The sequence below is a fragment of the Tateyamaria sp. ANG-S1 genome, from assembly GCF_000814025.1.
Taxonomy (GTDB): Bacteria; Pseudomonadota; Alphaproteobacteria; order Rhodobacterales; family Rhodobacteraceae; genus Tateyamaria.
In genome coordinates this window covers 773,809-799,690 of sequence record NZ_JWLL01000005.1, presented here as the reverse complement: position 1 = coordinate 799,690, position 25,882 = coordinate 773,809, and the positions used below count along the sequence as shown (strand labels likewise).

24 protein-coding genes, 1 tRNA gene and 2 riboswitches are annotated in these 25,882 nt (G+C 61.4%); of the genes, 13 read left to right on the top strand and 12 right to left on the bottom strand.

The window, feature by feature from the left end:
- The first annotated feature begins 307 nt into the window (after positions 1 to 307).
- Both RA29_RS11210 and RA29_RS22415 read left to right on the top strand, forming a co-directional pair.
- Positions 308 to 1,435 carry an MFS transporter gene (locus RA29_RS11210; protein WP_039685785.1) on the top strand — a complete coding sequence of 376 codons (1,128 nt, stop codon included), beginning with the start codon at positions 308 to 310 and terminating at the stop codon, positions 1,433 to 1,435.
- Between the two features lie 198 nt (positions 1,436 to 1,633).
- Positions 1,634 to 1,978, top strand: a complete 345-nt coding sequence (locus RA29_RS22415) for an amidase family protein (RefSeq protein ID WP_082029505.1) — start codon at positions 1,634 to 1,636, stop codon at positions 1,976 to 1,978.
- A gap of 244 nt (positions 1,979 to 2,222) precedes the next feature.
- On the opposite strand, the gene RA29_RS11205 is transcribed toward RA29_RS22415, so the two are convergent.
- The 3 genes from RA29_RS11205 to RA29_RS11195 form a co-directional block, all read right to left on the bottom strand.
- A tRNA-Arg gene (locus RA29_RS11205) sits at positions 2,223 to 2,299 on the bottom strand.
- A gap of 42 nt (positions 2,300 to 2,341) precedes the next feature.
- Positions 2,342 to 2,806: a GNAT family N-acetyltransferase gene (locus RA29_RS11200; protein WP_039685783.1), complete on the bottom strand. Its 465-nt coding sequence runs from the start codon at positions 2,804 to 2,806 to the stop codon at positions 2,342 to 2,344.
- Entirely contained in the window at positions 2,794 to 3,105 is a 312-nt protein-coding gene (locus tag RA29_RS11195; protein ID WP_039685781.1) for an ETC complex I subunit, read from the bottom strand. Before RA29_RS11195 ends, RA29_RS11200 begins: the two co-directional genes overlap by 13 nt.
- A gap of 98 nt (positions 3,106 to 3,203) precedes the next feature.
- Here RA29_RS11195 and RA29_RS11190 point away from each other — a divergent pair, with 98 nt between their 5' ends.
- From RA29_RS11190 to RA29_RS11180, 3 genes are all read left to right on the top strand, one after another.
- Positions 3,204 to 4,358, top strand: a complete 1,155-nt coding sequence (locus RA29_RS11190; protein ID WP_039685779.1) for an adenylate/guanylate cyclase domain-containing protein — start codon at positions 3,204 to 3,206, stop codon at positions 4,356 to 4,358.
- 54 nt (positions 4,359 to 4,412) lie between these two features.
- Positions 4,413 to 6,620 (top strand): excinuclease ABC subunit UvrB, encoded by a 2,208-nt coding sequence (gene uvrB / locus RA29_RS11185; RefSeq protein WP_039685777.1) that lies wholly within the window; start codon positions 4,413 to 4,415, stop codon positions 6,618 to 6,620.
- Between the two features lie 91 nt (positions 6,621 to 6,711).
- Positions 6,712 to 7,131 (top strand): hypothetical protein, encoded by a 420-nt coding sequence (locus RA29_RS11180; RefSeq protein WP_039685775.1) that lies wholly within the window; start codon positions 6,712 to 6,714, stop codon positions 7,129 to 7,131.
- A 14-nt stretch (positions 7,132 to 7,145) separates the two neighbouring features.
- On the opposite strand, the gene RA29_RS11175 is transcribed toward RA29_RS11180, so the two are convergent.
- Positions 7,146 to 7,442, bottom strand: coding sequence for a zf-TFIIB domain-containing protein (locus tag RA29_RS11175; protein ID WP_039685772.1), 297 nt, complete (start codon positions 7,440 to 7,442; stop codon positions 7,146 to 7,148).
- 241 nt (positions 7,443 to 7,683) lie between these two features.
- Between RA29_RS11175 and RA29_RS11170 the strand changes: the two genes are divergently transcribed.
- A complete protein-coding gene (locus RA29_RS11170; RefSeq protein ID WP_039685771.1) occupies positions 7,684 to 8,316 on the top strand; it encodes a hypothetical protein in 633 nt (210 codons plus the stop codon).
- Between the two features lie 10 nt (positions 8,317 to 8,326).
- On the opposite strand, the gene RA29_RS11165 is transcribed toward RA29_RS11170, so the two are convergent.
- Entirely contained in the window at positions 8,327 to 10,612 is a 2,286-nt protein-coding gene (locus tag RA29_RS11165) for a glycosyl hydrolase family 28-related protein (protein ID WP_039685769.1), read from the bottom strand.
- A 276-nt stretch (positions 10,613 to 10,888) separates the two neighbouring features.
- Between RA29_RS11165 and RA29_RS11160 the strand changes: the two genes are divergently transcribed.
- Entirely contained in the window at positions 10,889 to 12,202 is a 1,314-nt protein-coding gene (locus tag RA29_RS11160; RefSeq protein WP_039685767.1) for an NAD(P)/FAD-dependent oxidoreductase, read from the top strand.
- A gap of 45 nt (positions 12,203 to 12,247) precedes the next feature.
- The gene (locus RA29_RS11155; RefSeq protein WP_052249602.1) at positions 12,248 to 13,387 is read left to right on the top strand and encodes a S41 family peptidase; all 1,140 of its coding nucleotides are present in this window, start codon (positions 12,248 to 12,250) and stop codon (positions 13,385 to 13,387) included.
- Here the strand turns inward: RA29_RS11155 and RA29_RS11150 are convergent.
- From RA29_RS11150 to RA29_RS11140, 3 genes are all read right to left on the bottom strand, one after another.
- Complete coding sequence (locus RA29_RS11150; protein ID WP_039685765.1) at positions 13,384 to 13,785, bottom strand: DUF4864 domain-containing protein; 402 nt, start codon at positions 13,783 to 13,785, stop codon at positions 13,384 to 13,386. The two genes, RA29_RS11155 and RA29_RS11150, sit on opposite strands and share 4 nt — an antisense overlap.
- Positions 13,786 to 13,856: 71 nt before the next feature.
- The gene (locus RA29_RS11145; RefSeq protein WP_039686044.1) at positions 13,857 to 15,026 is read right to left on the bottom strand and encodes a benzoate/H(+) symporter BenE family transporter; all 1,170 of its coding nucleotides are present in this window, start codon (positions 15,024 to 15,026) and stop codon (positions 13,857 to 13,859) included.
- A 320-nt stretch (positions 15,027 to 15,346) separates the two neighbouring features.
- Positions 15,347 to 16,936: a lysine--tRNA ligase gene (locus RA29_RS11140; protein ID WP_039686042.1), complete on the bottom strand. Its 1,590-nt coding sequence runs from the start codon at positions 16,934 to 16,936 to the stop codon at positions 15,347 to 15,349.
- A 142-nt stretch (positions 16,937 to 17,078) separates the two neighbouring features.
- On the opposite strand from RA29_RS11140, the gene RA29_RS11135 reads away from it, so the two are divergent.
- The 4 genes from RA29_RS11135 to RA29_RS11120 all read left to right on the top strand — a co-directional run bounded on the left by RA29_RS11135 (position 17,079) and on the right by RA29_RS11120 (position 21,132).
- Positions 17,079 to 17,501 (top strand): tellurite resistance TerB family protein, encoded by a 423-nt coding sequence (locus tag RA29_RS11135; protein WP_039686040.1) that lies wholly within the window; start codon positions 17,079 to 17,081, stop codon positions 17,499 to 17,501.
- Positions 17,502 to 17,506: 5 nt separating this feature from the next.
- Positions 17,507 to 17,956 (top strand): phage tail protein, encoded by a 450-nt coding sequence (locus RA29_RS11130; protein WP_039685764.1) that lies wholly within the window; start codon positions 17,507 to 17,509, stop codon positions 17,954 to 17,956.
- Positions 17,957 to 18,029: 73 nt separating this feature from the next.
- Positions 18,030 to 19,490: an alkaline phosphatase D family protein gene (locus RA29_RS11125; RefSeq protein WP_039685762.1), complete on the top strand. Its 1,461-nt coding sequence runs from the start codon at positions 18,030 to 18,032 to the stop codon at positions 19,488 to 19,490.
- 106 nt (positions 19,491 to 19,596) lie between these two features.
- Positions 19,597 to 19,683, top strand: a riboswitch (glycine riboswitch).
- A gap of 29 nt (positions 19,684 to 19,712) precedes the next feature.
- Positions 19,713 to 19,837, top strand: a riboswitch (glycine riboswitch).
- 62 nt (positions 19,838 to 19,899) lie between these two features.
- The gene (locus RA29_RS11120; protein WP_039685760.1) at positions 19,900 to 21,132 is read left to right on the top strand and encodes a D-amino acid dehydrogenase; all 1,233 of its coding nucleotides are present in this window, start codon (positions 19,900 to 19,902) and stop codon (positions 21,130 to 21,132) included.
- An 89-nt stretch (positions 21,133 to 21,221) separates the two neighbouring features.
- On the opposite strand, the gene dacB is transcribed toward RA29_RS11120, so the two are convergent.
- Together dacB and RA29_RS11110 are read right to left on the bottom strand one after the other, a co-directional pair.
- The gene (gene dacB, locus RA29_RS11115) at positions 21,222 to 22,712 is read right to left on the bottom strand and encodes a D-alanyl-D-alanine carboxypeptidase/D-alanyl-D-alanine-endopeptidase (protein WP_039685758.1); all 1,491 of its coding nucleotides are present in this window, start codon (positions 22,710 to 22,712) and stop codon (positions 21,222 to 21,224) included.
- 46 nt (positions 22,713 to 22,758) lie between these two features.
- Entirely contained in the window at positions 22,759 to 23,370 is a 612-nt protein-coding gene (locus RA29_RS11110; protein WP_039685757.1) for a nicotinate-nucleotide adenylyltransferase, read from the bottom strand.
- A 106-nt stretch (positions 23,371 to 23,476) separates the two neighbouring features.
- On the opposite strand from RA29_RS11110, the gene RA29_RS11105 reads away from it, so the two are divergent.
- A complete protein-coding gene (locus tag RA29_RS11105; protein ID WP_039685755.1) occupies positions 23,477 to 24,004 on the top strand; it encodes a DUF2059 domain-containing protein in 528 nt (175 codons plus the stop codon).
- Here the strand turns inward: RA29_RS11105 and RA29_RS11100 are convergent.
- Both RA29_RS11100 and RA29_RS11095 read right to left on the bottom strand, forming a co-directional pair.
- The gene (locus RA29_RS11100; protein WP_241462580.1) at positions 24,001 to 24,486 is read right to left on the bottom strand and encodes an MOSC domain-containing protein; all 486 of its coding nucleotides are present in this window, start codon (positions 24,484 to 24,486) and stop codon (positions 24,001 to 24,003) included. The two genes, RA29_RS11105 and RA29_RS11100, sit on opposite strands and share 4 nt — an antisense overlap.
- Complete coding sequence (locus tag RA29_RS11095; RefSeq protein WP_052249619.1) at positions 24,483 to 25,778, bottom strand: alpha/beta hydrolase; 1,296 nt, start codon at positions 25,776 to 25,778, stop codon at positions 24,483 to 24,485. Before RA29_RS11095 ends, RA29_RS11100 begins: the two co-directional genes overlap by 4 nt.
- Between the last annotated feature and the right edge of the window lie 104 nt (positions 25,779 to 25,882).

Below are 25,882 nucleotides of genomic sequence, written 5' to 3'. Positions count from 1 at the left end.
CCGGAACTTGATCATTCGCACAGCCTGCAATGGACGGCCAGAGCCGACATCTGACTGATGCTCACTATGCCGCTGTAGCAGCCCGCACAGCCGACATTCGCAGCATGGGCAAAATCTGGCGTCTGGCCAACTCACAGTTCGCGGATAAAGTATGAATTCGTTGCGCTTGCCGCGATGTCTGCTGTCAAGGTGGACGCATGAAAGCCGTTGTCGACGGCCGGAAGGCACTTCGATTTTCTTGCTAAATCCCGAAACCCAGTGAAACTCTCAAAAAATGAGCGCCGCGCAGTCAGAACATCAGCCAATAATGAATACCGACTGGTGGTCGGTGGGTACTGTCACGATTGGCATTACCGTCTTTGCTATTGCGCAGGGGCTGACCTATCCGTTGATCTCTCTGCTGTTGGCAGCGCGGGATGTGTCGGACACCACTATTGGCTTGAACGCTGCAGCCTTCATGCTGGGTTTGGGGGTTTCGGTATTGGTTGTGCCAAGGCTGACGCGACACCTACGGGCGGGCCAGGTCATCGTTGCAGGTTTGCTCGGCGCTGCGATGTCGCTTGGCGGATTTGCGGCGACGGATAACCTGATCGCATGGTTCATGTTACGCTTTGCCTTGGGCTTCTGTGTCAACGCGATCTACGTCTTTGGAGAGGCATGGTTGAATGCAGCAACGGCCGATGCAGTGCGCGGTCGTGTCTCGGGCGTATACAGTGCAGGCATGGCTGTTGGCTTTGTGATCGGGCCGCTCGCCATTCCTCTTTTTGGCATTGAAAGCGAGTTGGCGTTTGCAGCCTGCGCCGTGCTTGTCTCATGTGTTGCCTTCGGACTGGCAATGATGTCCAGACGCGCGAAGGTGGAGCCAGAGAAGCCCCAGTTATCCGATCTGCCCCGATTTGCCCGTGCTGCGCCCATGCTGGTGTTTCTTGTGGTGGCTTTCGGATTCATTGATGCGTCCGTGCTCTCCCTTTCTCCGGTGCATCTCACTGAAGTCGGGGCGACTGCGGCATTGGCGGCCACTTTTCTTGCGGTCATGCATCTTGGCATGATCGTGGCACAACCTATTCTTGGCGTTGTTCTGGATCGCGTGGATCGCTGGTATGTCGCTACCGGCTGTCTGGCAGCAACGGGGCTCGTATTCCTGTCGCTAACCTTTGTTTCAATCGATAGCCCTTCCCTTTGGGGACTGGGCGCCCTTGGCGGAGCAGCCTTCCTTGGGATTTACACGTCGGCGCTGGCAATCTTAGGCCAGGATCACAAAGGCCCTGCTTTGACCGCTGGCGCAGCGACGTTTTCGCTGGCCTACGCAATTGGCGGGGTCATAGGCCCGATTGTAACGGGTGCGCTCGTTTCATCTTTTCCAGGAACAACCTTTATTCCGGTTGCCATCATTAGCTTGATTGGCGCCGTAATTGTCCTGAGACGTAGGCGATGACTTAAGTGGTTGGCTATGATGGTCCTGCCTCGTTGAACAACAAGTTCTCAGTTAACGGCCATTCATGAGCGGTGCAGCATCGGTAGAAATGGGCTCTCTGCCACAGTTAGATCGATTGCGGGATGCTCCGGTTTCGACAAGGCTCCCCCTATCGAGGACGGCCCGAAGGAGACATTGATCGGCTAGTTCAACGCCGCAGTGCAGCTTCACCGAACCCGCAATCCACATGATCTGGCGTTCACCACCGGTGGCAGTACGGGCGGTGGTGCGGCTGCGGTTGCAAGCGGGATGAGCCTGCTTGATGTTGGCGCAGACCTGAGTGGGTCTCTCCGAATACCAGCTGCTTGGTGTGGCGTTACCTCTTACACCCCCACCGAAGGGTTTTGGCCCAATGATGGCCTTTTACGCGGTACACAACGGCTGGATCACTTTGCCCGTATCGGGCTGACAGCGCGTTCGGCTGCCGACCTGAAGACGGTTTGGCACTGGCTTGGCGGCAGGGCTGTTGGTCATGGAAGGTTCCGGAACCTTGAGAACTTTTAGCGAACACGCTCTCCACAGCGAGTCAACACCGTCCGGCTATCTCTCCGATCTGGTGCAGGCGGGATGAGTGGCCTCAGCAAACAAAGAAAACTTATGATTATAAATCATATAATTACAATAAATCAGCCACTCATTGCACATCCTTTGGAAGGCGGCTGAACAAGCGACCGAAACGTTCTCAGCCAAAAACGGACTTTCTTCGTAAAATCCAGACCTGCGTTTCGATCACCAGTCATTGATTTTATGGCGATCCCTGAAGGACTCGAACCCTCAACCTGCTGATTAGAAGTCAGCTGCTCTATCCAGTTGAGCTAAGGGACCGCTGCGCCTGTCATGCCGCAGTGCGCCACGCAGAGCAAGCACTCAGAGCATGCGGGTCATGAAAACGCTCAGCGGATCCAGCACGTAGTCGCCAAAGGGCGGACACTCCTCGAACCCGTGCGCGGCATAAAGGGCACGGGCCGGGGCGAACACCTCAGCCGATCCCGTCTCAAGGCTGACGCGCTCCATCCCCTGCGCACGCGCTGCGTCGAGAAGGGCGGCAAGGATGGCCCGCGCTACACCGCGCCCACGCGCTTCGGCGGCGGTGTGCATCGACTTCAATTCACCATGACCGGAGGCAATCGCGGTCAACGCGCCCACGCCTAAAACTGTATCGCCATCGCGCGCAGCATATAGCGTCGCAGCCGTCTCAAGCAGGGTTTCAGGCTCCATTACATGGCAGCTTTCGGCTGGCGACTGCGACCGCATAAGCTCAAAGTGCCGCGCCAGAAGCGCCTGCACATCCGGCGTGGCCGGTGTGTCGGGGGTAACGCTTAGTGCGTCCATGCCCCGCGCCGATTGGTGGCAAAGTTCTCGCCATAGCCGCCGGGCCGGATGTTGGCCTTGCGCTTGTTGGGCTCTTGCACCTGCGCATCGATGCCATGCTCCTTGGCATAGTCCAGCGCGGCGTCCTTGGTGTCGAATGACATCTTCACCTGCGCCTGCGTGTCCGACGAAGACGTCCACCCCATCAGCGGATCCACCGACCGGGCCGAGGCAGGGGCAAATTCCAGCACCCAATGCTTGGTCTTGGCGGTGCCCGAAGACATGGCCGTCTTGGCAGGCTGATAGATACGTGCGCGCATTCCATGGCTCCTGAGCTGGCTGACAAACATATCGGGAATTCCGCCCGCCGCTGCAAGATGCGAATTGTCTCAGATATTAAGAGGATCATATACAAATCATGCACAACGCCGCCCTTTTCATCGACTGGATCCTGACCACGGGGCGCCTCAAAGGGCTACAAGCTCTGACGGACGAACTGGGACCGCGATTGCGGGCGGCAGGTATCCCTCTGATGCGGCTGCGCATCGGGATGCGCACCACGCATCCGCTGATCGCGGCGGTCAGCCACATATGGGATCCGGGCGGCAACGACGCCGAAGACAAGGAACAGCTGCGTGCGCCCCATGGGATCGAAACTCGCGCCACCTATATCGGCAGCCCTATGGAGATCATTTCGACCACCCAAGGGCCCTACCGCCGACGGCTCGACGACACGCTGGGCGCCGATGATCACCTGATCCTGCACGAACTGAAGGCGCGCGGGGCAACGGACTGGTACGGCCGCCCGATGCGTTTTGCGACGGGAAGTTTCGGCATCATCATCTTCGTGGCCGATGGCGCAGGGTTCGGCGCCGACGACCTCACCCTGCTCGACACGCTGTCCGAAGTGCTGGCCCCCATCGTCGAGGCGCGCCGCCACGACCACCTCGCCACTACCATCGCGACCAGCTACCTTGGCCCCCGCACAGGTCAGCGCGTGCTCGACGGTGAGATGACCCGCGGCGACATCTCGCAGATCGAAGCGGCGATCCTGTTTTCCGACATCCGCGGCTGGACTGCCCTGAACGCCTCGCAATCGGCCGAACACGTGCTCGACGTCGCCAACCGCTATTTCGAGGTCATGTCAGACGCCATCGACAACAACGGCGGCGAGATCCTGAAATTCACCGGCGACGGCGTGCTGGCCCTCTTCCCATCCGATGGCAGCGAGCCGGGTCAGGTCGAGGCCTGCCGCCAAGCCCTCAGCGCAGCCCACGCAGCACTCGGCATCGCGGCCCTCGCCGACCTGCCCGTCCCCTTCGGCACGGGTATCCACTTCGGCAAGCTGCTCTACGGCAATGTCGGCGCGCGCGAGCGGCTTGATTTCACCGTGCTGGGGCAGTCCGTCAACATCGCGAGCCGGGTGGAGGCATTCTCCGGCCGCCTCAACGAACCTGTCCTACTCTCAGACACAGCCGCACACCTGACCGGCATGCCCACGCGACACGTCAGCACCGAAACACTCAAAGGGGTGGACGATCCAATGCCGCTGCATGCTCCTGCCAATTCCTGACAGCAAAGCGCCGCACCCACTTGCGCCCCGACCCCTTTGCGCCAGATTACGTGCATGGCCTACGCACACACCGATTCCTCCGAACCCATCACCTACCTCGCCAACCCGGCCGAGGACGTCCGCACCCGCCTGAAACTGGAAGGCGGCAAAGAGCTGGTGATGAACACCGAGTTCAAACCCGCAGGCGATCAGCCCACCGCGATCAAGGAACTGTCCCAAGGGGTTCTGGACGGCGACCGCGACCAGGTCCTGCTGGGCGCGACGGGCACCGGCAAGACCTACACCATGGCCAAGGTGATCGAGGAAACCCAACGCCCCGCCATCATCCTCGCTCCCAACAAAACCCTCGCGGCGCAGCTCTATGGCGAGTTCAAGGGGTTCTTCCCCGACAACGCCGTCGAATACTTCGTGTCGTACTACGACTATTACCAGCCAGAGGCCTACGTCGCCCGCTCCGACACGTACATCGAGAAAGAATCCCAGATCAACGAACAGATCGACCGCATGCGCCACTCGGCCACGCGGGCACTGCTGGAACGGGATGACGTGATTATCGTCGCCTCCGTCTCCTGCATCTACGGCATCGGGTCGGTCGAAACCTATGGAGCCATGACCCAGGACCTCAAGGTCGGCAAGGAATACGACCAGCGCCAGGTCATGGCCGACCTCGTCGCCCAGCAATACCGCCGCAACGACCAGGCCTTCCAACGGGGCAGCTTCCGCGTACGCGGCGACTCGCTTGAGATCTTCCCCGCCCACCTCGAAGACCGCGCATGGAAGTTGTCTTTCTTCGGCGAAGAACTCGAATCCATCACCGAATTCGACCCCCTGACCGGTGAAAAAGCGGCATCGCTCGAACATATCCGCGTCTACGCGAACTCGCACTACGTCACGCCAAAGCCAACGATGAACCAGGCGATCATCGGCATCAAAAAGGAACTCAAGATCCGGCTCGACCAACTCGTGGGCGAGGGCAAGCTGCTCGAAGCCCAACGGCTTGAACAGCGCACAAACTTCGATCTCGAAATGCTCGAAGCCACTGGCGTTTGCAACGGGATCGAAAACTACTCGCGCTACCTCACGGGCCGCGCACCAGGTGAACCGCCCCCCACGCTCTTCGAATTCATCCCCGACAACGCCATCGTCTTCGCGGACGAAAGCCACGTCTCCGTCCCCCAGATCGGCGGGATGTACAAGGGCGACTACCGGCGCAAATTCACCCTGGCCGAACACGGCTTCCGGCTTCCATCCTGCATGGACAACCGCCCCCTGAAGTTCGAGGAATGGGACGCCATGCGCCCCCAATCCGTCTTCGTCTCCGCCACGCCAGCGGCATGGGAAATCGAACAGACCGGCGGCGTCTTCACCGAACAGGTCATCCGCCCCACGGGCCTTCTGGACCCCGAGGTTGAAATTCGCCCCGTCGAAATGCAGGTCGACGACCTGCTCGACGAGGTGCGCAAAGTCGCCGCCAACGGCTACCGCACGCTCTGCACCACGCTGACCAAGCGCATGGCCGAAGACTTGACGGAGTACATGCACGAACAGGGCATCCGCGTCCGCTACATGCACTCCGACATCGACACGCTGGAACGGATCGAAATCCTGCGCGACCTGCGGCTGGGCGCCTTCGACGTGCTGATCGGGATCAACCTCCTGCGCGAGGGGCTCGACATTCCCGAATGCGGTCTCGTCGCCATCCTCGACGCGGACAAGGAAGGGTTCCTGCGGTCTGAAACCTCACTCGTCCAAACCATCGGGCGGGCAGCGCGGAACGCCGATGGCCGCGTGATCATGTACGCCGACAAGATCACGGGTTCGATGGAACGCGCGCTGGCCGAAACCAACCGCCGCCGCGCCAAGCAGATCGCCTATAACGAAGAACACGGGATCACGCCCGAGACCGTGAAAAAGAACGTCGAGGATGTGCTGGCGGGCCTCTACCAGGGCGACACCGACCAATCCCGCGTCACGGCCAAGATCGACGCGCCCATGGCGGGCGGCAACCTGCAAGCCGTCCTCGACGGCCTGCGCGCCGACATGCGCAAAGCGGCGGAGAACCTGGAGTTCGAAGAAGCCGCGAGGCTGCGGGACGAAGTCAAACGGCTGGAAACAGTGGACCTCGCGATTGCCGACGATCCGATGGCGCGGCAATACGCGGTGGAGAAGGCCGTGGATGACGCGCAGAAGGCATCCGGTCGCTCAACGGCAGGCCGGGCCGGTCAGCGCGGTGGCAACGTGAAGCGGCGGAAGAAAAAGTAGCCGTGCCGGTAGGGTGTGCCTTCACGGCGCACCGCAATACTGGCCCCGCAAAAGGTGCGCACTAAATCCTTCCCGTACGAAAGGGACCATTATGCGCTACCTTATCGCCCTCGCGCTGCTCACCACTCCAGCCCACGCCTGGGACTTCACACCGTCCCCTATCTGCACACTCGCGCACATCGAAAACACGGCTGAGATGACCATCACCTACGACCACACCACCCGTCTCTACGCCATTGCTGTAACAAACTCAGACGGATGGCCCGCCGCACCCGCCTTCTCCATCCGCTTCGATGGCCCGCGACCCGGCACGATCTCAACCACGCGGCATGAAACTGATGGCCCAACCCTCACGGTATCCGACATCGGCTTCGGCAACGTCCTCGATGGGCTGGAATTCAACACCACGGCCACGGCCTTCACACAGACCGCAGCCGTGACCGTTTCACTCGATGGCGCTGCACCCGAGGTTCAGAAGTTCCGCGCCTGCGCCATGGCACCGGTCGCTTAAAGCACGCACCACCCTCAGAAATCGAAAATGTCGCCCAACAGGTCGCCCATACCCTTTTTCTTGCGACGGCGCGGATCGTGACCGCGCTTGTCGTAGCCACGGTCATCATAGTCTCGATCATCATAACCACGGCTCATCTGCGGTTCCGCCTGCGGCGGCGGGGGTGGCGGCGCATAGGCTGCGGCGCGCTCGATGATCTTGTCCAGCTCACCCCGATCAAGCCAGACACCGCGACATTGCGGGCAATAGTCAATCTCGACCCCGCTTCGGTCAGCGATCACAAGGGGGGTTCCGTCAATGGGGCATTGCATGCGCGTCTCTCCGTTGTTCCCAGACGATATAGGGTGAGGACGCTGCCACCACAGGGCCATAGGCACAAAAAAGCCCGCGCAAAACACCCGATGGGTTCCATGGTGTCAAACATCCGAACGGACCCGCGAAGCGCTGACAGGTGCGCGGATAATCATTTGTTAACCACGTTCAGGCCACGCTCAGGGATGTTTTGTCATCCGGGGAGATGCCGCAATTCACCGCCTGGCCGCGCCACTTGTCATGCTCTGGATCGTCGCTGCCCTGCCAGCAGGCGCCGGTGCCTGGATGCAGGAACACCGCAAGGGGTTTCTGTCCTTTAGCGGCTTTTACGACGAAACGGAAAGGTTCGGTGGCACGATCTATCTCGAATACGGGTTACGGCCAAAACTGACCATCGGCGCCAAGGTCGACGCAAGCATGGTCTACGGCCAAGTCCCAAACGGAAGCGGCTTCGTGTTCCTGCGCAAACCCATTCCCATCGAAAGGCACGAATTCAAGATCGCCTATGAGATCGGCCTCGGAAGCACATTCGCAGAGACATACGAACCTCTCCTGCACACAGCGCTCAGCTACGGGCGCGGGATAAAGGCATGGAATAAATACGGCTGGATCGCCATCGACGGATCGGTCGAATGGGCACTCCATGACGGCTCTGATACACGAAAGCTCGACACCACAGTCGGGCTCAGCGTCACCGACAGGTTCAAAGTGATGATGCAGGTCTTTGTCAGCGACACGGACGGGAACACAACCACAACACTTGCCCCATCCGTGGTCTGGCAGCCGCGACCCACGGCTCCCAGCTTCGTTGTCGGGATTGAGGACAAGGATGGTATCCTTGCCCTCAAACTTGGGATGTGGCGGTCGTTCTAGCGGGTGCGGATCAATCCTTGTCCATCCGCACGGTCGCCCTTATGGACCCGCGCATGTCCTCACTGAACTCAAGCGAGAACTGATCGTCATTCGAACCAATCCGCCCGCGGCCCACGGGTGCCTCATAGCGGCGCTGGTTCGAATTGTTGCGCAAGTCACCGGTCAGCACGACGGAATCGACGAATTGACAGAACCCTTCAAAGGGCAGCTTGTTGTCCGTGCCAATGGTCCACGTCCGCGCATTCGTGCCCTGAGTATGCTCGACCACCAACGGGTTTTCCGCATGCTCGCTCACATTGTGATACGAGTTGCCCTTGTACCAGACCGACCGGTTCCGGTTGTAATCCAGATCGGCAAAGCTGGTATCCACACGTTCGGCCCGGTCAATACTCCCGTTGATGGAACGGAAGCGATTGCCCGTGACAGTCACACCGTTCAGGAAATGTCCGGCCCCGTTCGGCTTGACGACCAGATAGCTGAACCACGGCGCCACATCACCCGACAGGAACACGTTGTCAGTCAAACTGAACGAGCTGAAGGAAAAGCCCCCCGTGAAGCCCGGCGTGGGATCCCGCTCGTTCGTCCACTCGACAAAACAGTTGTCGATGTAGTTCCCCGTGACAACGCTGGCCGTATAGTTGTCCTGCAGGACGATCCCGGCCGTCCGGAAACCATCCGGCACCCCGTCACCCTGGAAAAAGTGATTGCCCTTGATCAGATGGTTCTGCCCGGCCAGCAGCATGAAGTGGCGGAACTGGGTGGCGCGACAATCCCGGATCTTGGCGTCGTTGGAGTTGACGTTGAACCCGATGGACGTCCGGTCAGCGACATCTTCGGCCTCTTCCGCAGACAGGAACTGGCAACGGTCAATCAGGATACCCTGGCACCCGCCCCCAATGGACGTGATGCCACGATCTTTCGGACGGCTGATAAAGCTCTCCTGCAACTCAAATGTCGGGCCTGCTGGGGCCAGCATGATGCCGGAACACTTGTTGTTACACTGGAACTCGATATTGGACATGTTGAACTTCGACAGCTTCGAAAAGCTGCTGAAATCAATCAGATAGTCGAACCGGCGGAAGGTGTAGTTCTGCGTCCCGTCAGCGTCAAAAGGCGGCGCATTCAACTCGATTGTGCCTGCACCAACGTTCTTGCTTCGCACGTAAATCTCGCGACCCACGCCATTGCCGGTCACATGCGCGCCCACAGGCACGTTCGCGATGTTCGTCACGTTGGTCAGCGTCCGCCCGTTCGACGATGAATAGGTGGCCTGACTGGTCACCGTCTGCGTGCTCCAATTGTCGCCCAGCGCCTCGAACTGGCCATTCCGGATCACGCGGCGCGTGTTGAATTGATCGCGGTTGGGCACAGCCGCCCGCATGTCGATCGGCTCGAACACTGCAATGCGCCGTCCGCCCAGATCCAGGCTTTCGTGGTCCGAACTGTTAAGCAGCGCCTGAAACGCTTTCTTGAACGCCAGTACCTCGTCACCGAACGCCTCGATATAGGTGGGCAGATCGTAGCTTTTACGCAAAAGCAGCATCTTGTCCGCGGGCATGCTCAGCGTGCCCTCGAACTTCACCTGCTCCTCGAATGCCACGTCTTTCTCAAGGCGGAACACACCTTCGGGGACCAGTATGGTACGTCCGTTGGCGGCGGCATTGGCCGCGTCAAACGCATCGCTGTCGTCGGTGGCACCATCCCCCACAGCACCGAAATCACGCACGTCAACAACGGCCAGCAGATCCCGCAAAAAGACCGATGTGATATCTTCGATCACGATGTCATCAATGCGGACCACGCCACCATTGGGCCCGGTCAGATCCAAACCAAAATGGCCGTAGACCGCATCCGACCCCCACACCAGATCCACGCCCGACCGGTTACCAGCCCCCACAATGGCCGACACCTCGACAACATCGCCATAGGTCGTCAGGGCAACGCTGTCAGCTGTTGTGTCCACACCCGACACAGGTTGCCTGTTGCCGCGCGCCGCATAGCCGGCGATCCGCACAGACGGCAGGCTGCCGCTGATGACCTTGATGCGTGCCGTTACCCGCAGATAGCAACCGGGCAGCAGCGGCGTCTCACCCATGTAGCGGACGCGCGTGGTGTTGGATGTCTTCTGCAATTCCAGGCAACCGCCAAAATCCTGATCCGCCGGGACAAAGGCGGCGTTGGCCGCGTTTTGATACGTGTTCGAGCCCGGCGTGCCATCGCCGCTCGACCAGACATTCAAACCATCCGCAAAGGCGGGCGGCATCAGCAGGACGCCATCAGTAATTGCCTTGTTCATCCATTTATCCCTTTTCGCAGGGGCCAAATCTGGCCGTATCACGCAGTCAAACCGATCGCGCCCAAAGGGCCGGTCGTCGCGGGCAAGGGAAGTATCAACAAAGGGTTAATGGGGACCGACGGGACCGTGCGGCAGACAGGTTCTCCACGCAACGGCAAGGCAGATTGTTACAGCCATTCACGTCCTGCAACCAAACTGTGGAATAATCGCCGTGCCATACCGACCTATGCTATGTGCAACCGCAGCACACCTTTCGCAAATGCAGCGAGGTCGCCCATGTCACAAGTCACGCCGTCCCGCCCCAAGGTCGTCATCATCGGCGCAGGTTTCGGGGGCCTCGCCGCCGCGCGTGCCCTTAAAAACGCCCCCGTCGATATCCAGATCATCGACCGGCGCAACTACCACCTGTTCCAACCCCTGCTCTACCAGGTGGCCACCGCTGACCTCTCGCCTGCCGACGTCGCCTGGCCCATCCGCGGCATCTTTTCCGGGCAGAAAAACGTCTCCGTCGCCCTGACCGAAGTGCGCGACGTTGACACAAACGCCCAGCATGTCATCACCGGCGAAGGCACCTTTGCCTACGACCACCTCATCGTCGCCTCGGGCGCCCATCACTCCTATTTCGGGCGCGACGATTGGGAACAGCACGCTCCGGGTCTCAAGCGCATCATCGACGCAACCGAGATCCGTAAACAGGTGCTCATGGCGTTTGAGCGGGCCGAGATTTCGAACTCCGAAGCCGAACAACAACGCCAACTCACCTTCGTAGTGGTGGGCGGCGGCCCCACAGGGGTCGAGATGGCGGGTGCCATTGCCGAACTGGCCAACCACGCGCTCGCCGCTGACTTTCACCGCATCAACTCCCGCGATGCCCGCGTGATCCTGATCGAAGCCAGCGACCGCCTGCTGCGCGCCTTCCCGGAAAATCTGTCAGCCAAGGCGCAGACATCACTGGAAAAACTCGGGGTCGACGTCAGGCTGAACACGATGGTCGAGGACATTACCGACCAAGGCGTCCAGCTTCCCGACCAGTTCATCCCATCTGCCTGCAAGGTCTGGGGTGCGGGCGTCGCAGTCAAAGACGTCGGCCGCTGGCTCGACGCTGCAACAGACCGCACAGGCCGCGTGCCGGTGAACCCTGACCTCAGCGTACCCGACGCCCCCAACATCTACGTCATCGGCGACGCCGCACAGGTCCCGTGGAAAGACGGCCTCGACGTGCCCGGCATCGCACCCGCCGCCAAACAAGGCGGCAAATATGTCGGCCAACGCATCGCGGCACTGGTCGCAGGCAAACCCCACGACACCCCCTTCCGCTACAAACACGCAGGCAACCTCGCCACCATCGGACGGCACGCCGCCGTCATCGACTTCGGACGCATACAGTTGTCGGGCTTTGTGGCATGGTGGCTCTGGGGCGTCGCCCACATCTACTTCCTGATCGGCGTGCGCAACCCGGTCTTTGTCGCCCTAAATTGGTTCTGGTCCTACCTGACCTTCTCCAAGGGCGCGCGGCTGATCACAGGTCTCAGCCCAACGCGCACAGGGCACGGCTCCCGGCCAAAACCGACCGCACAGGCAGCCGAATAGGCACTCGGCGTGGACGCGAGGGCACCACTGTGCCACCCTCGCACCATGGATCTGAACAGCGACTTCGCGGACGTCCGGCACATCTGCCTCAACTGCGACCCGTCCTTTGACAAAGTGCATCCGGAGCAACTCGCGGAAACGCTTGCGACGTTGAAGGATCAAAACGACCCGGACCGGTTCCTCCTCGCAGCCATGCGCTGCGTCGCACTTGCAGAAAACGGCCACACCCGCATCATCCCGAACCCGGCCATCCAGGTCTTTCCGCTCCGCATCATCTCCGTCGGCGCCGAGTTCGCCGCCATCGACCCGAACCATGACACCACATACCGCCTGACTGCCATCAACGACCACCCGGTGGAACAAGTGTTCAAGGCGTCACGTCCCTACCTCGCTGGGACGCCCCAGCGCCAGCGCGTGGTCGGTCCACTCCTGATGACATGGCCCGCAGCCCTTGACGCGCTCGGGATCAACACAGCTTCCGACGCGGTGACATACCACTTGTCCGACAGCACCGGAAACGCCTCCAAACTGCGCTTCAGCGCAGAAAGCCTGACCAAAGCGGGCCCTCTGTACTCAATCTGGGAAACAGGACACCGCCCGACGCCGGTAACGCCGCCGCAAGATGTCACATACATCACCCTGCCAAACTTCGGTCCAAACCAATCAACGCCCCTCGAAACCCAGATCACCCGCGCCAGTGACCGCGTTCATCAAAACCAAAAGGCCCCCATTGTCCTTGATCTGCGCGGCAACCCCGGCGGCGACTTTCTAAAAACCCTGCCGTTGCTCGACGCACTCGCCGCGCACTGGCAAGGGCCGCACTGCGTCGCGCTGGTCAACAAATTCACATTCTCGGCCGCCATCGTATTCGTGGCCCTGCTGCGACACAGATTGGGCGAAAGGCTGCATATCGTCGGCGAAGAGATGGGCGATGACACCAAGTTCCACGCCGAAGGCGACATGATCCAACTGCACGCAACCGGTGCCCTGCTCCGTTACTCCACCGCCTGGCACGACTGGCATTCCGGACAACCGGACGAAACCACCCCAGCAGAGATTGCAGAACACATGATTGGCGCGGGCGACTTACGCCCAGATACACGTCTCGAAATGACGGTCAGCGATCTCCAGCACGGGCGTGACCCGCAGCAGGATCACGCCGTCCGACTGGCAACACGGGCCTAGGCGCTCACACCTGGTGCGTCTAGCACCTGCACACCGCTGATTTTCCAGCCGTCCCCCGTCTGGATCATCGAATATCCCAGAAAATGCACGGTACCCTCAGTGTCCTCGATCCGGACGACCTGCACATAGCGCCCCGCCTCCTCGCGTAGATCCAGATAGGTGACATCCGCCGGACGCCACACCATCGGATAGCCCTGCGTGACCATCCGGCCAAAATTCTCGGGTGTGCGGAACATCCCCTGAATGGACGGCGCGGCATAGGTGAAGGCTTCGGCAAAATCATCGACCTTGAACGCTTCGATCTGGCTTGAAATCACGCCCTCGATCTCGGCGCCCTGCGCCAACGCACCACCAGCCAACCCAATGGCCAAAACGGCCCCAATCATCCACTTGCGCATCTGTCGTCTCCCCTGAGCTGAAGAAAGACCTAGGCCAACACAGGGCACCGGCAACTTCGGCACCTCAGGCCCTACCGCGTAGCACCCTTGCAGAACCAAACCACACTGCCCACCAGAACACCCCAAAACGCACCGCTGACCCCAAACAACTCCATCCCGCTCGCCGCGATCAGAAAGGTCAGCGCGGGCGCCTCAAGCTGCGCAGGCTCGGCAAACGCGCCCGATGTTGACGCGACAAAGGCCGGGATCAGGGCCAGACCCGCAACCGCCGTGATCAACTCGACCGGCGCAAGCCCCGCCACGGTCGCCACAACCGCCGCGGCAAAGGCCAACAGAACATAAGCCACCCCAGACGTGATCGCGGCCCAATACCGGTCGGCAGGGTCCCTGCCCGCATCTTCACCGGCCATCATCGCTGCCGTGATGGCGGACATGTTCACCGGCACCGACCCAAAGGCAGCGATCACCAGACTCACCACCCCCGTGTTGCGGATCAACGGACGCCGCTCGACGGCATACCCGTTCAATTCCAGAACGGCGAAACCCGGAATATTCTGCCCCGCCATCGTCACCAAGTAGAGCGGCAGCGCGATGGACACGAAAGACTGCAAGGTAAAAACAGGCAGCACCGGCGCGAAATCGGGCAACCAAGCCGCATAGGCCACGCTGTCTCCGCCTGACATGTCCACACCCAGAACCAGCACAACCGCAAAGGCCAGAACAGCCAGCGGCATCGCCGCAAGCCGGTTCCAGATCAGCCCACCCAGCCACGCCACCATCACCGGCAGCACCAGCAAGGGGATCGCGCCCAGCGCAAGGGCCGGGGCCAGACACAGCTTGAACAGCACACCCGCCAGCAGCGCATTGGCAATGGGTTTCGGGATCGCCGCCACGACGCGCCCAAGTGAAGGGACAAGGCCAGTCAGGATGATCAGAACGGCACAACAGATCATCGCACCCGCCGCCTCTGCAAACCCGCCCGGCAGCACCGCCGTCGCGGCCAAGAACGCGGCCCCGGGCGTCGACCAGGCGACAGCCGCCGGAATGCGCGTGACCGCAGGCAGCCAGATGCTGCACACGCCCATACCCATGGTGGCAAAGAACAACCCGGTCGCCGCCTGCGCCTCCGTCGCGCCCATGGCCGTCAACCCGGCCAGCACAATCGCGAAAGATGCGGAGTATCCCACAAACGCGGCAAGCAGGCCCATGTAGATGGCAGAGGGGGAGATCTGGCGGATCATGGGCAGCACCCGTAGTCGGTAAATCTTCCGCCCGTTTTTGCAGACCAGACATGCAAGCACCAGCGTCGAAGGAGGGCTGATTTTTACGCCCGGCATAGGCGCAATCGAATGCCGCCCGCGTTCGGGCAGCAGCATGCGTTTTCGGTGGTTAAATTTGTGCTACCGCACCGCGCGGCGGCCAAGCGCTTGAAGTCACCGGACTTTCACAAAGGGCTAAAGATCCGATGACCTAAGCGAACAGGCTGTCCCCGCGGGGACAAATCCCGTCCCTGCCGCATCAACTGCTCAAGTGGACCCAGAAACACCCGTAGGGTGCGCATTCACTGCGCACCTTCCGGCACCAATTCCCCGGCCAAAGCCGCCTCGATCAACGCAATGGTTTCCGCCACCCCGTAAAGCGCAATAAACCCACCAAACCGCGGCCCTTGGCTCGCGCCCAAAAGCACCTCATAGAGCGCCGTGAACCACCCGCGCAGCGGATCAAACCGCTCGCGCCCGACAGCATAAACCACCGACTGCAACGCCTCGTCCTCAACCGGCCCATCATAGGCTTCAAGCTCTGCCTTCAGCACCTCCAGCGCCTCACGCTCCTGATCGGTCGGCAAACGATACACCTTCGCAGGTTTCACGAAGTCATTGTAATAGCGCACCGCATGCCCAACGGCCTTGTCCATACCCGGATGGGTCTCAGGCCCAGTGTCGGGTGCATACCGCTGGATGAAGCCCCAAAGCTTGTCCTTGTCCTCCGCCTGGCTGACCGAGGCGAGGTTCAGAAGCATGGCAAAGGGCACGACCATATCGCTCTCGGGCACGTCGCCGGAGTGAATGTGCCAAACCGGGTTCGTCGCCTTGCCCTTCTCGTCCTGACCCGAATAAGCACGCAGTTGCTGGTGGTACTCGTCCACCGCCTTGGGGATGACGTCAAAGAACATCCGCTTCGCCGTCTTGGGCTTCTGATACATGAAATACGACAGCGACTCGGTCGAGGCATAGGTCAGCCACTCGTCGATGCTGACGCCATTGCCCGACGACTTCGAAATCTTCTGCCCCTGATCGTCCAGAAACAACTCGTAACTGAAGTGGTTCGGTGGCTGCGCTCCCAACGTCCGACAGATCGCGTCATAAATCTTTTCGTTGGTGGCGTGTTCCTTGCCATACATCTCAAAGTCCACGCCAAGCGCCGCCCAGCGCGCCCCAAAGTCCGGCTTCCACTGCAGCTTCACATTGCCGCCTGTGACGGGCAGGGTCATCTCGCCGCCATCCGGATCATCAAAGGTCACGGTACCGTTCACCGCATCCACATGCTTCATCGGTACGTAAAGAACCCGGCCCGTCTCGGGATGAATGGGCAGGAAAATCGAGTAAGTCTGCTGGCGTTCCTCGCGCAGCGACTTCAGCATGATTTTCATCAGATCATCGTATTTCTCCGCACAGCGCAGCAGGATCTCATCGAACTGACCCGACCGGTAGAACTCGCGGGCCGAATAGAACTCGTAGTCGAACCCAAAGGTATCGAGGAAGCGGCGCAGCATCGCGTTGTTATGGTGGCCGAAACTCTCATGCGTCTCGAACGGGTCCGGTACGGAGGTCAGCGGCATCTGCAGGTATTCCTGCAACCGTTCCGGATTCGGCACGTTGCCCGGCACCTTGCGCATCCCATCGAGGTCATCGGAAAAACAGATCAGCTTTGTCGGGATATCCGAGATCGCCTCGAACGCGCGGCGCACCATCGTGGTGCGCGCCACCTCTCCGAAGGTGCCGATATGGGGCAGACCCGAGGGGCCATAGCCCGTCTCGAACAGGACATAGCCCTTCTCCGGCGGCGCCTTTTCATAGCGTTTGAGCAACCGGCGCGCTTCTTCGAAGGGCCAGGCCTTGCTGCTCATCGCGGCGTCACGGAAACTCGACATGCTCATTGATCCCATGTGGTGGCACGTGCCCGATGCACGGCCTTGTGACATGTCCCCGCAGGGACAATCCCGGCGGTACCTATTGCGGGCCGCCCCAGCCGTCAATATTGAGGGGAGCAGCACCGCAAAAGGATACGCCACCATGGCCGACACGACCCTTACCATGACCGCACAGGACGCGCTGGTCGCAATGATGATCGCTGTGTCCGCATCGGACGAAGACATCCGCACCGCCGAACTGGTCAAGATCAACTCAGCCGTGAACAACCTGCCCGTCTTTGCGGGCTACGATCTGGACCGGCTGAACCGCATGGCGCAGATGGTGTTTGACCTTTTCGAGCAGGAAGACGGGCTCGACGCGCTCTTTGGCTTGGTGCGCGAAGCGCTACCGGACCGGCTGTTCGAAACCGCCTATGCGCTGGCCTGTGACGTCGCGGCCGCGGACGGCACACTTGAGGAAGCTGAACTGCGGTTGCTGGAAGAAATCCGGTATGAGCTGAACATCGACCGGCTGCACGCCGCCGCCATCGAACGCGGCGCGCGTGCGCGGCATATGACGCTTTAAGTGGCGTGGCTGACGACCCAAAACATACGCTCGCGTTTGTATTTCGCGTCACTGTTGGCGATGCGACCACAGGGTTCGCAGCGCAAGAGGTGTCGGGGCTGGAGACAAAGCTGGACACGGAAACCGTTGTCGAAGGCGGTGAAAACCGGTTTGTCCATCAACTGCCAAAGCCGGTGAAACGCGCCAACGTTACGATCAAACGCTGCGTCCTGGCAAACGGGCACCCCGTCGTGGCCTGGACCCGTGATACGCTTGAAGGCAGTTTCGCCAAACCGATCACGCCCAATAGCATTGCCATAGACCTGCTGAACGACATGCAAGATGTCGTGGCCTCTTGGATGCTGCACGACGCCTATCCGGTCAAATGGTCCGTAGGCGACCTCGACGCGATGAAGAACGAGATCACAGTCGAGCAGATCGAGTTCGCCTATAGCGACATCGTGCGTCAGGGGTAGCAGTCCGCCTTGCCTATCGGCAGGGGTGCCACATGTTCAAAGCTTCACCGCGCAATGAAGTCTTTCGAACTGCATGAGCACCGCCCCCGAGACATCTTCCACCCATACGACCTTAGGACCGATCCTGTTTCTTGACGACGTAAGGGACGGCATCCTGTCGCTAAGCGCGTTGGTATGCGTGAAAGATGCAACCATACCCGAGCCGCTCATCTGCCGGGGCGACAGTTTTCCATTCAGGGAAATCGCAGCAGACGCAGGTTGGCGGGTGTTGCGGGCGCGCTTCGAGGGCTGGGTGGCCGAACCAATCACCTACGAGGCGCTGGGACAAAGTCACACGATCAGGACAGGATATGACGGCGATCTGAACATCGCCTTCGCGTCCTGCAACGGTGAGGAAAACGGCGATCTGGAGCGTGACCCGGAGGAGCGCAACGCGATGTGGGCGCGCTTGCGGGACGATCACCGGTGCAAACCCTTTCACCTGCTGTTGCACGGGGGCGACCAGATCTATGCCGATGAGGTGACACTGGGCCATCCGCTGAGCGAAGACTGGCCCGATACGGTGCCCAAGGACCCCGAACGTGCCGACCTTCGGGACATGCGCGCGCATCTGCGGCGCGGGTTTTTCGAACGCTACATGGCATTTTTCCAAAGCTGCCCTGCTTTCATGGAACTGGCCGCATCTGTGCCATCGCTGTGCCAGTGGGACGACCACGATATCTGCGACGGCTGGGGCTCTCTGCCCCGGTCGCGCACCTATTCGCCCGTGGGCCAAACGCTGTACGAGGTGGCGCGCGAGGCGACGCTGATCTTTCGGCATGCCTGTACCCTCGACGACATGCCAGGGCGGTTTCACGACAAGACCGGTCTGAGCCTGGACTGGTGGATCGACCTGCCGGATCTGCGGATCGTCGCGCCGGATCTGCGCGCCGAACGCACACGGCGGCAGGTGATGGGCGATGTGGGTTGGTCGATGATGGAGGCTGTGGCCGCCATGCCCCCGACCCGGCAGATCCTGTTTGTGTCCTCGGTCCCCTTGCTGGGCCCGCGCCTGTCGGTGCTTGAGGCCGCGATGGTTGTGACCCCCAAGATGCAGGAATACGAAGATGACCTGCGCGACCAGTGGCAAAGCCGCGCCCATCGCAAGGAATGGCGGCGGATGCTGCAATTGCTGACCGATATTGCGACGGGCACGGGCGCGCGTGTGACGGCGCTGTCGGGAGAAATCCATCTGGCAGCGCGCGCGACGATGCCACTGGGCGAGCATTGTACCTTGCACCAGCTGATCGCCTCTGGCGTGGCGCATCGTCCGCCGCCCAAAGCCTGGGCGAAGGTACTAGGGTCGCTCGCCGCGTTGGGAGAGGACCCCCTGGATGGCGCACCAATCACGATCCGTCGATTGCCGGGGCAGATGGGCCGCTACGTGGCCGAGCGCAACACTCTGGTTGTGACCCGCACCGGTGATGACTGGCATGCGATCTGGGACCTTGAGGTGAGCGGCAAGACCGAGCCACTGGCACTGAACGGGGGCTGATGCCTGCGATCTGGGCGCTTTTGCGCAATCGCGCCGATGTCAGGCACTGTGCGTGAGAATTGTTTTGCGCGACTCAATCGAGTTTCCTATACGAAACACAGTCGCAGAGGTCGACATGGGAGAGTGCAGCTGCTGCTGCCGCCGAAGGAGCAACGCCCCGGAAACTCTCAGGCACCAGAACCGTGCCGGCCGCGCCCAACCTGACACCTGTCAGGACGGTAAATGCGACGATCTGGAGAGTGGTCGGACCTCATGGCATCCGGCCCACCGAAGGAGAAAGCGGCCCGTCCGGCACCTGATCAGGTGCTTGCCGTCAAGCTCTCAGGTCTCGCGACAGATGGGGATGTGGGTCGGCGCGGTGCCGGGTCCTGCATCCGTGCCATCGCCGTGACATCGGGAGGTTCCCAAGATGACCCATATTGCCGTGATTGGCGCCGGAATAACCGGAATTACAACAGCTTACGCCCTGGCCCGCCGGGGCTATGACGTCAGCGTCTTCGACCGCAACCGCTATGCGGCAATGGAGACATCCTTTGCCAATGGCGGGCAGTTGTCGGCCAGCAATGCCGAGGTGTGGACGCGCTGGGGCACGATCTTCAAAGGGTTGAAATGGATGATGAAATCCGATGCACCCCTGCTCGTGAACCCGACGCCAAGCTGGCACAAGCTGAGCTGGATGGCCGAGTTCATGGGCAACATCCCCGATTACGAGCGTAACACCGTGGAAACCGCGCGGCTGGCGATTGCGGCGCGCGAGCATCTTTTGGCCTTTGCCAAGGAGGTGTGCGCTGATTTCGATATGGAGCAGCGGGGGATCCTGCACGTTTACCGCAAGCCGTCCGAGTTCGATCACGCACGGCGGGTGAATGACCTGCTGGAGAAGGCGGGGCTGGAACGGCGCGAGGTGTCAGCCGCCGAAGTGCAGCGACTGGAACCCGCGCTGCAGGCCGAGACGCTGGGCGGGTTCTATACAGAGAGCGATTTTACCGGCGACATCCACCGCTACACCCGCGCGCTCAGCGATGCGTGCGAGAAGATGGGCGTTACGTTCCACTACAAGTGTAAGGTGACCGAAGTAACCCATAGCGGCGCAAGCGTCCGTCTGACATGGGACGACGCCGGTGCGGTTCAGACCGAAGGGTTCGACGGGATCGTGGTTTGCGCCGGGGTCGGCAGCCGCGCCATCGCGGCCGAGCTGGGCGACCGGGTCAATATCTATCCCGTCAAAGGGTACTCGATCACCGTGAACCTCGATGACGTGGAAAGCCAGGCGGCGGCCCCCTGGGTCAGCCTGCTGGATGACGAGGCCAAGATCGTGACCTCGCGCCTGGGCCGCAAGCGGTTCCGCATCGCCGGGACGGCTGAGTTCAACGGCTACAACCTCGACATCCGCAACGACCGCATCCGGCCCCTGCGGGAGTGGTGCGAGACGTTCTTTCCCGACGTCTCGACTGAGCATTGCGTGCCGTGGGCGGGGCTGCGCCCCATGCTGCCGTCGATGATGCCGAAGGTGGGGCCGGGCAAGAAGCCCGGGGTCTACTACAACACCGGGCACGGGCATCTGGGCTGGACATTGTCAGCCGCAACGGCGCAGGCGACGGCCGACATTATCGACACAAGCCGGATGAAGAACGCAGCTTGAAATAGCCTTTCTTCTGGCCGGAAATACTTCGGGGGGTCTGGGGGGCTGGCCCCCCAGCCGGTCGCCGCGAGGCACGCGCGGCGAAACACCTAGCTACCGTAGACAGCGCCCCAGCGTTCGATCAGCTTTTGCTGCATGATCTTGGCCCGACGGTTCCAGCTGCGCGCCCCTTGCGGGCGTTCACGTTCAGCACGCGGGATACCGGCCCGGGTCGCTTCATCGGCGGCGAAGATGGCAAAGGCCATTTCCGTACCATCCCGCGCGGTCATGTACCCGGCCAGCCCCGACACGAAGTTCAGCGTGCCGGTCTTGGCGTGAACCTCGATCGGGTGGTTCTTGATCGCGCGGCGCTGCGCATCGAGCATGGGGATGGGCTTCAGGATCGGGCGCAGCACGTTGTTCTGGCGCGCCCGCACCAGCGCAAGCACCATGTCGTCAGCGGTCATCTTGCTGGCATCCCCAAGGCCGGAGTGATCGACAAGGCGCATGCTTGATGTGCCAAGCGCTGCATTGGCCCAGCGGTTCATCTCGGTCGCCGACGCGCGCAGGCTCGCGGGCTTGCCGCTGCGTTTGACAGTGGCGGCCATGCCCACCATTTCCGCCGTGATATTGGTGGAAAAGCGCAACATGTCGCGCAGGATCGTGCGTAGATCACCGCTTTGATGTGAGGCGAGCGTGGTGCCCTGCGGCGTGCGCGTCACGACCTGCGGGTTCTTCAGCACGATGCCCTGCGAACGGGCAAGCGTCTGGAACACGTCACCTGCATAAAGCGCGGGCTTGCGCACCGGCAGCCACCGCGCGCCACCACTGCCCAAAGCCCCGCGCGCCACGGTCCAATTGTCCGTGCGCCCGCCATCGACATAGGTGTAGACAGGTGCGCGCCGCTCGCTCAAAGCCATGCGCGCCATGGCCACATCAGGGCGATACCTGTCGGACCGCGCGTCCATGGACACGGTGTATTGCCCACCTTGCCGCCGCCATTCGAAATGCACCCGGTTGAAATTCAGCGCGATCCCCGACAGCGCGGGGTTGTAGCCCACGTGATCGGGCTGGCCCTTATCAATCGTGGGCTCTTGCGGGAACATCCCGTCGGCCACCTTGAAATCGCCCCGCACCTCTCGGATGCCCTGGGCCTTGAGGGCCGCGGCCAGTGACGCGAGACCGTTGGTGTCGAGCGTTGGATCGCCACCGCCGACCAAAACAAGATCACCCTGCACCACGCCGCCGGACACGCCCCCCGTTGCCACGACACGCGTCGTGAACCGGTGCGTCGCCCCCAGCACGGACAGGGCATAGAGCGCCGTGATCGCCTTGGCCACCGACGCAGGCGGTGTCCCTATCTTGGCATTCTCGCCTTCGAGCTTTGCGCCCGTTCTTGCGTCCGCAACCGCATAGCACACGCGGCCACCCAGCCGTGCGTCGGCGATGATGGCTTGTGGATCGGCAATCGCCTTCTTGAAGTGATCGCCCCCCCGCGCACTCGGTCTGAGCGATGAGGTGGGTGGAGCAGAAAGCGCGGTCGTGGCCGTGGACCCGGCCAGAGCAGCTAAAAAGAAACGTCTCGAAAATCTACGCAACATGGGCGCATGTAAACGCAGCTTTGCGCCGCAAACAAGAACGTTCGGATCACAAATCCGAAGAGCCTGCCCAGCCCCCTTGCGCCCGGATCGCAGTTGACGATTGCGCGGTCATCGCCACGTTCACGAAACACCACGCAGGCGCATCTGCGCGGCCCAAAAGCTGGCTGGCGCGCCCCGAAATACGGCGGTGCCGATAGAGCCGCGCCGCCGGGCTCATCCGGGCCGAAATCCGGTCGCCGGGACGGGCCAGCACACCCACCGGCACGTGTTCCATGATCCACGTCCAGTCCTGCCACAGATGAAACTGCGCAAGATTGTCCGCGCCCATCAACCAGACAAACCGCACGCCGGGACAGCGCGCCTGAAGTGCGGCAATGGTTTCGGCGGTATAGCGCGTGCCCAGCCGCGCCTCGACATCCGTGACGGTCACGCGGGGGTGTTGCATGATCTGGCGCGCGCGCTCCATACGGCTGTGCAGCGGTGCGGGGCCTTGCGTTTTCAGCGGATTGCCAGGTGAGACCAGCCACCACACGTGGGTCAACCCAAACCGTTTCATCGCCTCGCGCGTGATATGCACGTGACCGGCATGGGCCGGGTCGAACGAGCCGCCAAGCAGGCCGATGATCTGTCCCGGACGGGCATACGGTATGCGCCGCATGGTTTGCCTTTCTTCGCAACGCGCGCGTTATCAAGCGGTTGCGCCACTGTTGTCAACGCTTACACTCGTGCCTTGTCAACGCCATTTTGCAAAAAGGGGCAACCGCATGAAGTCGATCATTTGCGCAGTCGCATTCGCCGCGACACTCGCGACCCAAGCCACCGCCGATGTGGAAGCAGACCTGGATTACTTGATCTCTCAGCAGGTCAACCGAACCATGTTCGAAGGGGCGCTGATTGCGCAGAGGCCACTTCTGGTGGGCGCGATCGAGAACGAGTTGCGCAAGCGCGGCATGAGTGTTTCGGACATTGAACGCTTCCTCGACATCTTCATGGAGGAGTTCATCGACGAGTTCACCGAAACGATGCAGGACGAGGCCCGTTCAATGTATAAGGAGACCTTTTCCGAACAGGAGATAACGGACATCGCGGCCTTCCTGCGCACGCCGTCTGGTCAAGCCATGGTTGCAGCAACGCCGTCTTTGATGGCTGATGGGGCACGGCGTGGCCAGATCGCAGGTGTAGAAGCTGGGAACAATGCGGCACCACGGGTGCTGCGCCGCATACGTGAGGAGGGTATCACCTTCGACAACCCCGCCCTGATCGACCAAATGATTGACGAGTTCGACATCTAGGTCGGCGCGCCCGCGCCAACCGGCGCGACAGTATCACCGCAGATCACCATACCCGGTCTCACCACCTCGGCACACCAGCCGCCGTGACCGCGCATTGCGGCGTAGCCGCCGTGGTCCAAGAGCCGCTCCATCAGGCTGCATGGCGCGCAGATCGTGGTTATCCGCAGGATAGCCTCACCAATTTGCACCTCGCGCCCCTTGAGCCCGTTGAGGTTCAGGCCGCTCACCAAAATGTTGCGGCGAAACATCTCCGGACCGAGCTCGGCGCGCCCGAGGCATGCTGCGATGACGGGCACATGTTCTGCCTGCATCAGCGTAACGGCGCGCTTGCCTGCCCGGCCCCGGTCACCCTCCAGCCCGCTTTCGGTGATGTTCACGCGGTCCAGCACCTGCATGTCGGCCATACGCGCCGGCCGCACGCCGATCCAGTCCACACGCCCGGGCTGCGCCCAACGCGCGATCATCGCATGCAGGTCGCTCACCGTTCTTCGCGACGGGCAGCGCGCGCCTCAAGCCCAACAAGATCGGGCAGGCGTTCAAGGGGGTAGTTCGGGTGCAGCACCCAAATGCCATCCTCGTCCTGGTCCAGCGGGCGTAGCGAGCCGCCAGGAAAAGTGCGTGTGCGCAGCGCCAGCACCACATCCGAGAGGACGGCAGGATTTTCCCGGAAATAAGAGTGCCCGAACCCACCGCGTACGTTTTCCACGCGAATGAAATGCACAAGCGCCTGGTCGCGCAGCAGCTCAAGCTCACCCTCTGCGAAATCCTCGTTCCGGAGCGCGCCCAGCCGGGTGGACCGGGTGAGCAGAGCAGAAATGCGCAGCGCCGCATCATCGGGATTGATATAAAGGTTGACCTGTTCAAAGGCCTCCGAAAACCGTTCGGCCTGCAGCCGCTGCCGCACAATGCCGACATCCAAGTCAGGCGCCGCCATGATGAGCGTGCCGGTTTTCAGCATCTCCTTGGGGTGAACCCCCGCCCCCCGCGCTTCGATCATCAACTCGCGCAGCGCTGTTGTCACCACATCCGTGCCGCGTGAGTGGGCAATGATGTCAATGCTGTCCACCTCGGGCATGTCGGCGAGCATGCGCAGGAATTCCTTGGTATGGTGGACTGAGAATACGCCGGCGTCCCGGTCACGGAAGTACCCTAGCGGTCCGAACCCATTGCCCGCGGGCCAGGTAAACGAGATCGGGACGGATTCGCGCCCCGCGAAGTGCCACATGTTGGCCAGCGTCGTCAGGCTGTCCTCGAACTCACTATTGAAGCCGTGCACGTAGACCAACAGACTGCGGTTCCCCGTCTGCCGGATTTCGTCGGCAATCACCGCCTGAAACCGCGCGGCCTGTGCATTGTAGGCATCAAGGGACGTTTGCAGATGCGTCAGCCGCCCATCGTTGCGAGCGTAGGGCAGCGGTGTGGCCTCGAACCTCACCACCTCCTCAAGTTCGGGCACCCAGAGGGTGGACACCCGCTGATCTGAATCCGCGCGGGTGCGTTCAAGCAGCTCTTCCCACCCCAGATCACGACCGAATTTGACCGTGGCCGCGCCGAACGCCATCGAATCCGACCGGCTGGCACCGTAGCTTGCCCCGTCAGGTTGGCGGTTGGTCATGTAGAAGATCTTGGGCTCGGCCGTGCGCCAGACCTCTGGCACGAGGTCATCGGGGTAGTTGGCCCCCGTGCGGTACAGGTTGGGCGGCGGTGCGAGGCTGATCCCGACCGCGCATCCACCAAGGATGAACAGGGCTGCCAGCAGGATAAACCGCCGCATGTCAGACACTTCCGTAGGTTTTGCACGTCACCGCTAACATGAGTCCTCGCCCATCACCAAATGACAATTCCGGCGCTGGCGGTGCATTGCCCTTTGCCCCTGCG

Coding starts and splice junctions, on each gene's coding strand:
- RA29_RS11170 (WP_039685771.1), top strand. CDS start 7,684: ATGCTCTGGATCGTCGCTGCCCTGCCAGCAGGCGCCGGTGCCTGGATG.
- RA29_RS11110 (WP_039685757.1), bottom strand. CDS start 23,370: ATGCGGCGCATACCGTATGCCCGTCCGGGACAGATCATCGGCCTGCTT.
- RA29_RS11200 (WP_039685783.1), bottom strand. CDS start 2,806: ATGGACGCACTAAGCGTTACCCCCGACACACCGGCCACGCCGGATGTG.
- RA29_RS11135 (WP_039686040.1), top strand. CDS start 17,079: ATGGCCGACACGACCCTTACCATGACCGCACAGGACGCGCTGGTCGCA.
- RA29_RS11145 (WP_039686044.1), bottom strand. CDS start 15,026: ATGATCCGCCAGATCTCCCCCTCTGCCATCTACATGGGCCTGCTTGCC.
- RA29_RS11180 (WP_039685775.1), top strand. CDS start 6,712: ATGCGCTACCTTATCGCCCTCGCGCTGCTCACCACTCCAGCCCACGCC.
- RA29_RS11120 (WP_039685760.1), top strand. CDS start 19,900: ATGACCCATATTGCCGTGATTGGCGCCGGAATAACCGGAATTACAACA.
- RA29_RS11195 (WP_039685781.1), bottom strand. CDS start 3,105: ATGCGCGCACGTATCTATCAGCCTGCCAAGACGGCCATGTCTTCGGGC.
- RA29_RS11210 (WP_039685785.1), top strand. CDS start 308: ATGAATACCGACTGGTGGTCGGTGGGTACTGTCACGATTGGCATTACC.
- RA29_RS11140 (WP_039686042.1), bottom strand. CDS start 16,936: ATGTCGAGTTTCCGTGACGCCGCGATGAGCAGCAAGGCCTGGCCCTTC.
- RA29_RS11150 (WP_039685765.1), bottom strand. CDS start 13,785: ATGCGCAAGTGGATGATTGGGGCCGTTTTGGCCATTGGGTTGGCTGGT.
- uvrB (WP_039685777.1), top strand. CDS start 4,413: ATGGCCTACGCACACACCGATTCCTCCGAACCCATCACCTACCTCGCC.
- RA29_RS11160 (WP_039685767.1), top strand. CDS start 10,889: ATGTCACAAGTCACGCCGTCCCGCCCCAAGGTCGTCATCATCGGCGCA.
- RA29_RS11175 (WP_039685772.1), bottom strand. CDS start 7,442: ATGCAATGCCCCATTGACGGAACCCCCCTTGTGATCGCTGACCGAAGC.
- RA29_RS11155 (WP_052249602.1), top strand. CDS start 12,248: ATGGATCTGAACAGCGACTTCGCGGACGTCCGGCACATCTGCCTCAAC.
- RA29_RS11190 (WP_039685779.1), top strand. CDS start 3,204: ATGCACAACGCCGCCCTTTTCATCGACTGGATCCTGACCACGGGGCGC.
- RA29_RS11105 (WP_039685755.1), top strand. CDS start 23,477: ATGAAGTCGATCATTTGCGCAGTCGCATTCGCCGCGACACTCGCGACC.
- RA29_RS11165 (WP_039685769.1), bottom strand. CDS start 10,612: ATGAACAAGGCAATTACTGATGGCGTCCTGCTGATGCCGCCCGCCTTT.
- dacB (WP_039685758.1), bottom strand. CDS start 22,712: ATGTTGCGTAGATTTTCGAGACGTTTCTTTTTAGCTGCTCTGGCCGGG.
- RA29_RS11095 (WP_052249619.1), bottom strand. CDS start 25,778: ATGCGGCGGTTTATCCTGCTGGCAGCCCTGTTCATCCTTGGTGGATGC.
- RA29_RS11125 (WP_039685762.1), top strand. CDS start 18,030: ATGAGCACCGCCCCCGAGACATCTTCCACCCATACGACCTTAGGACCG.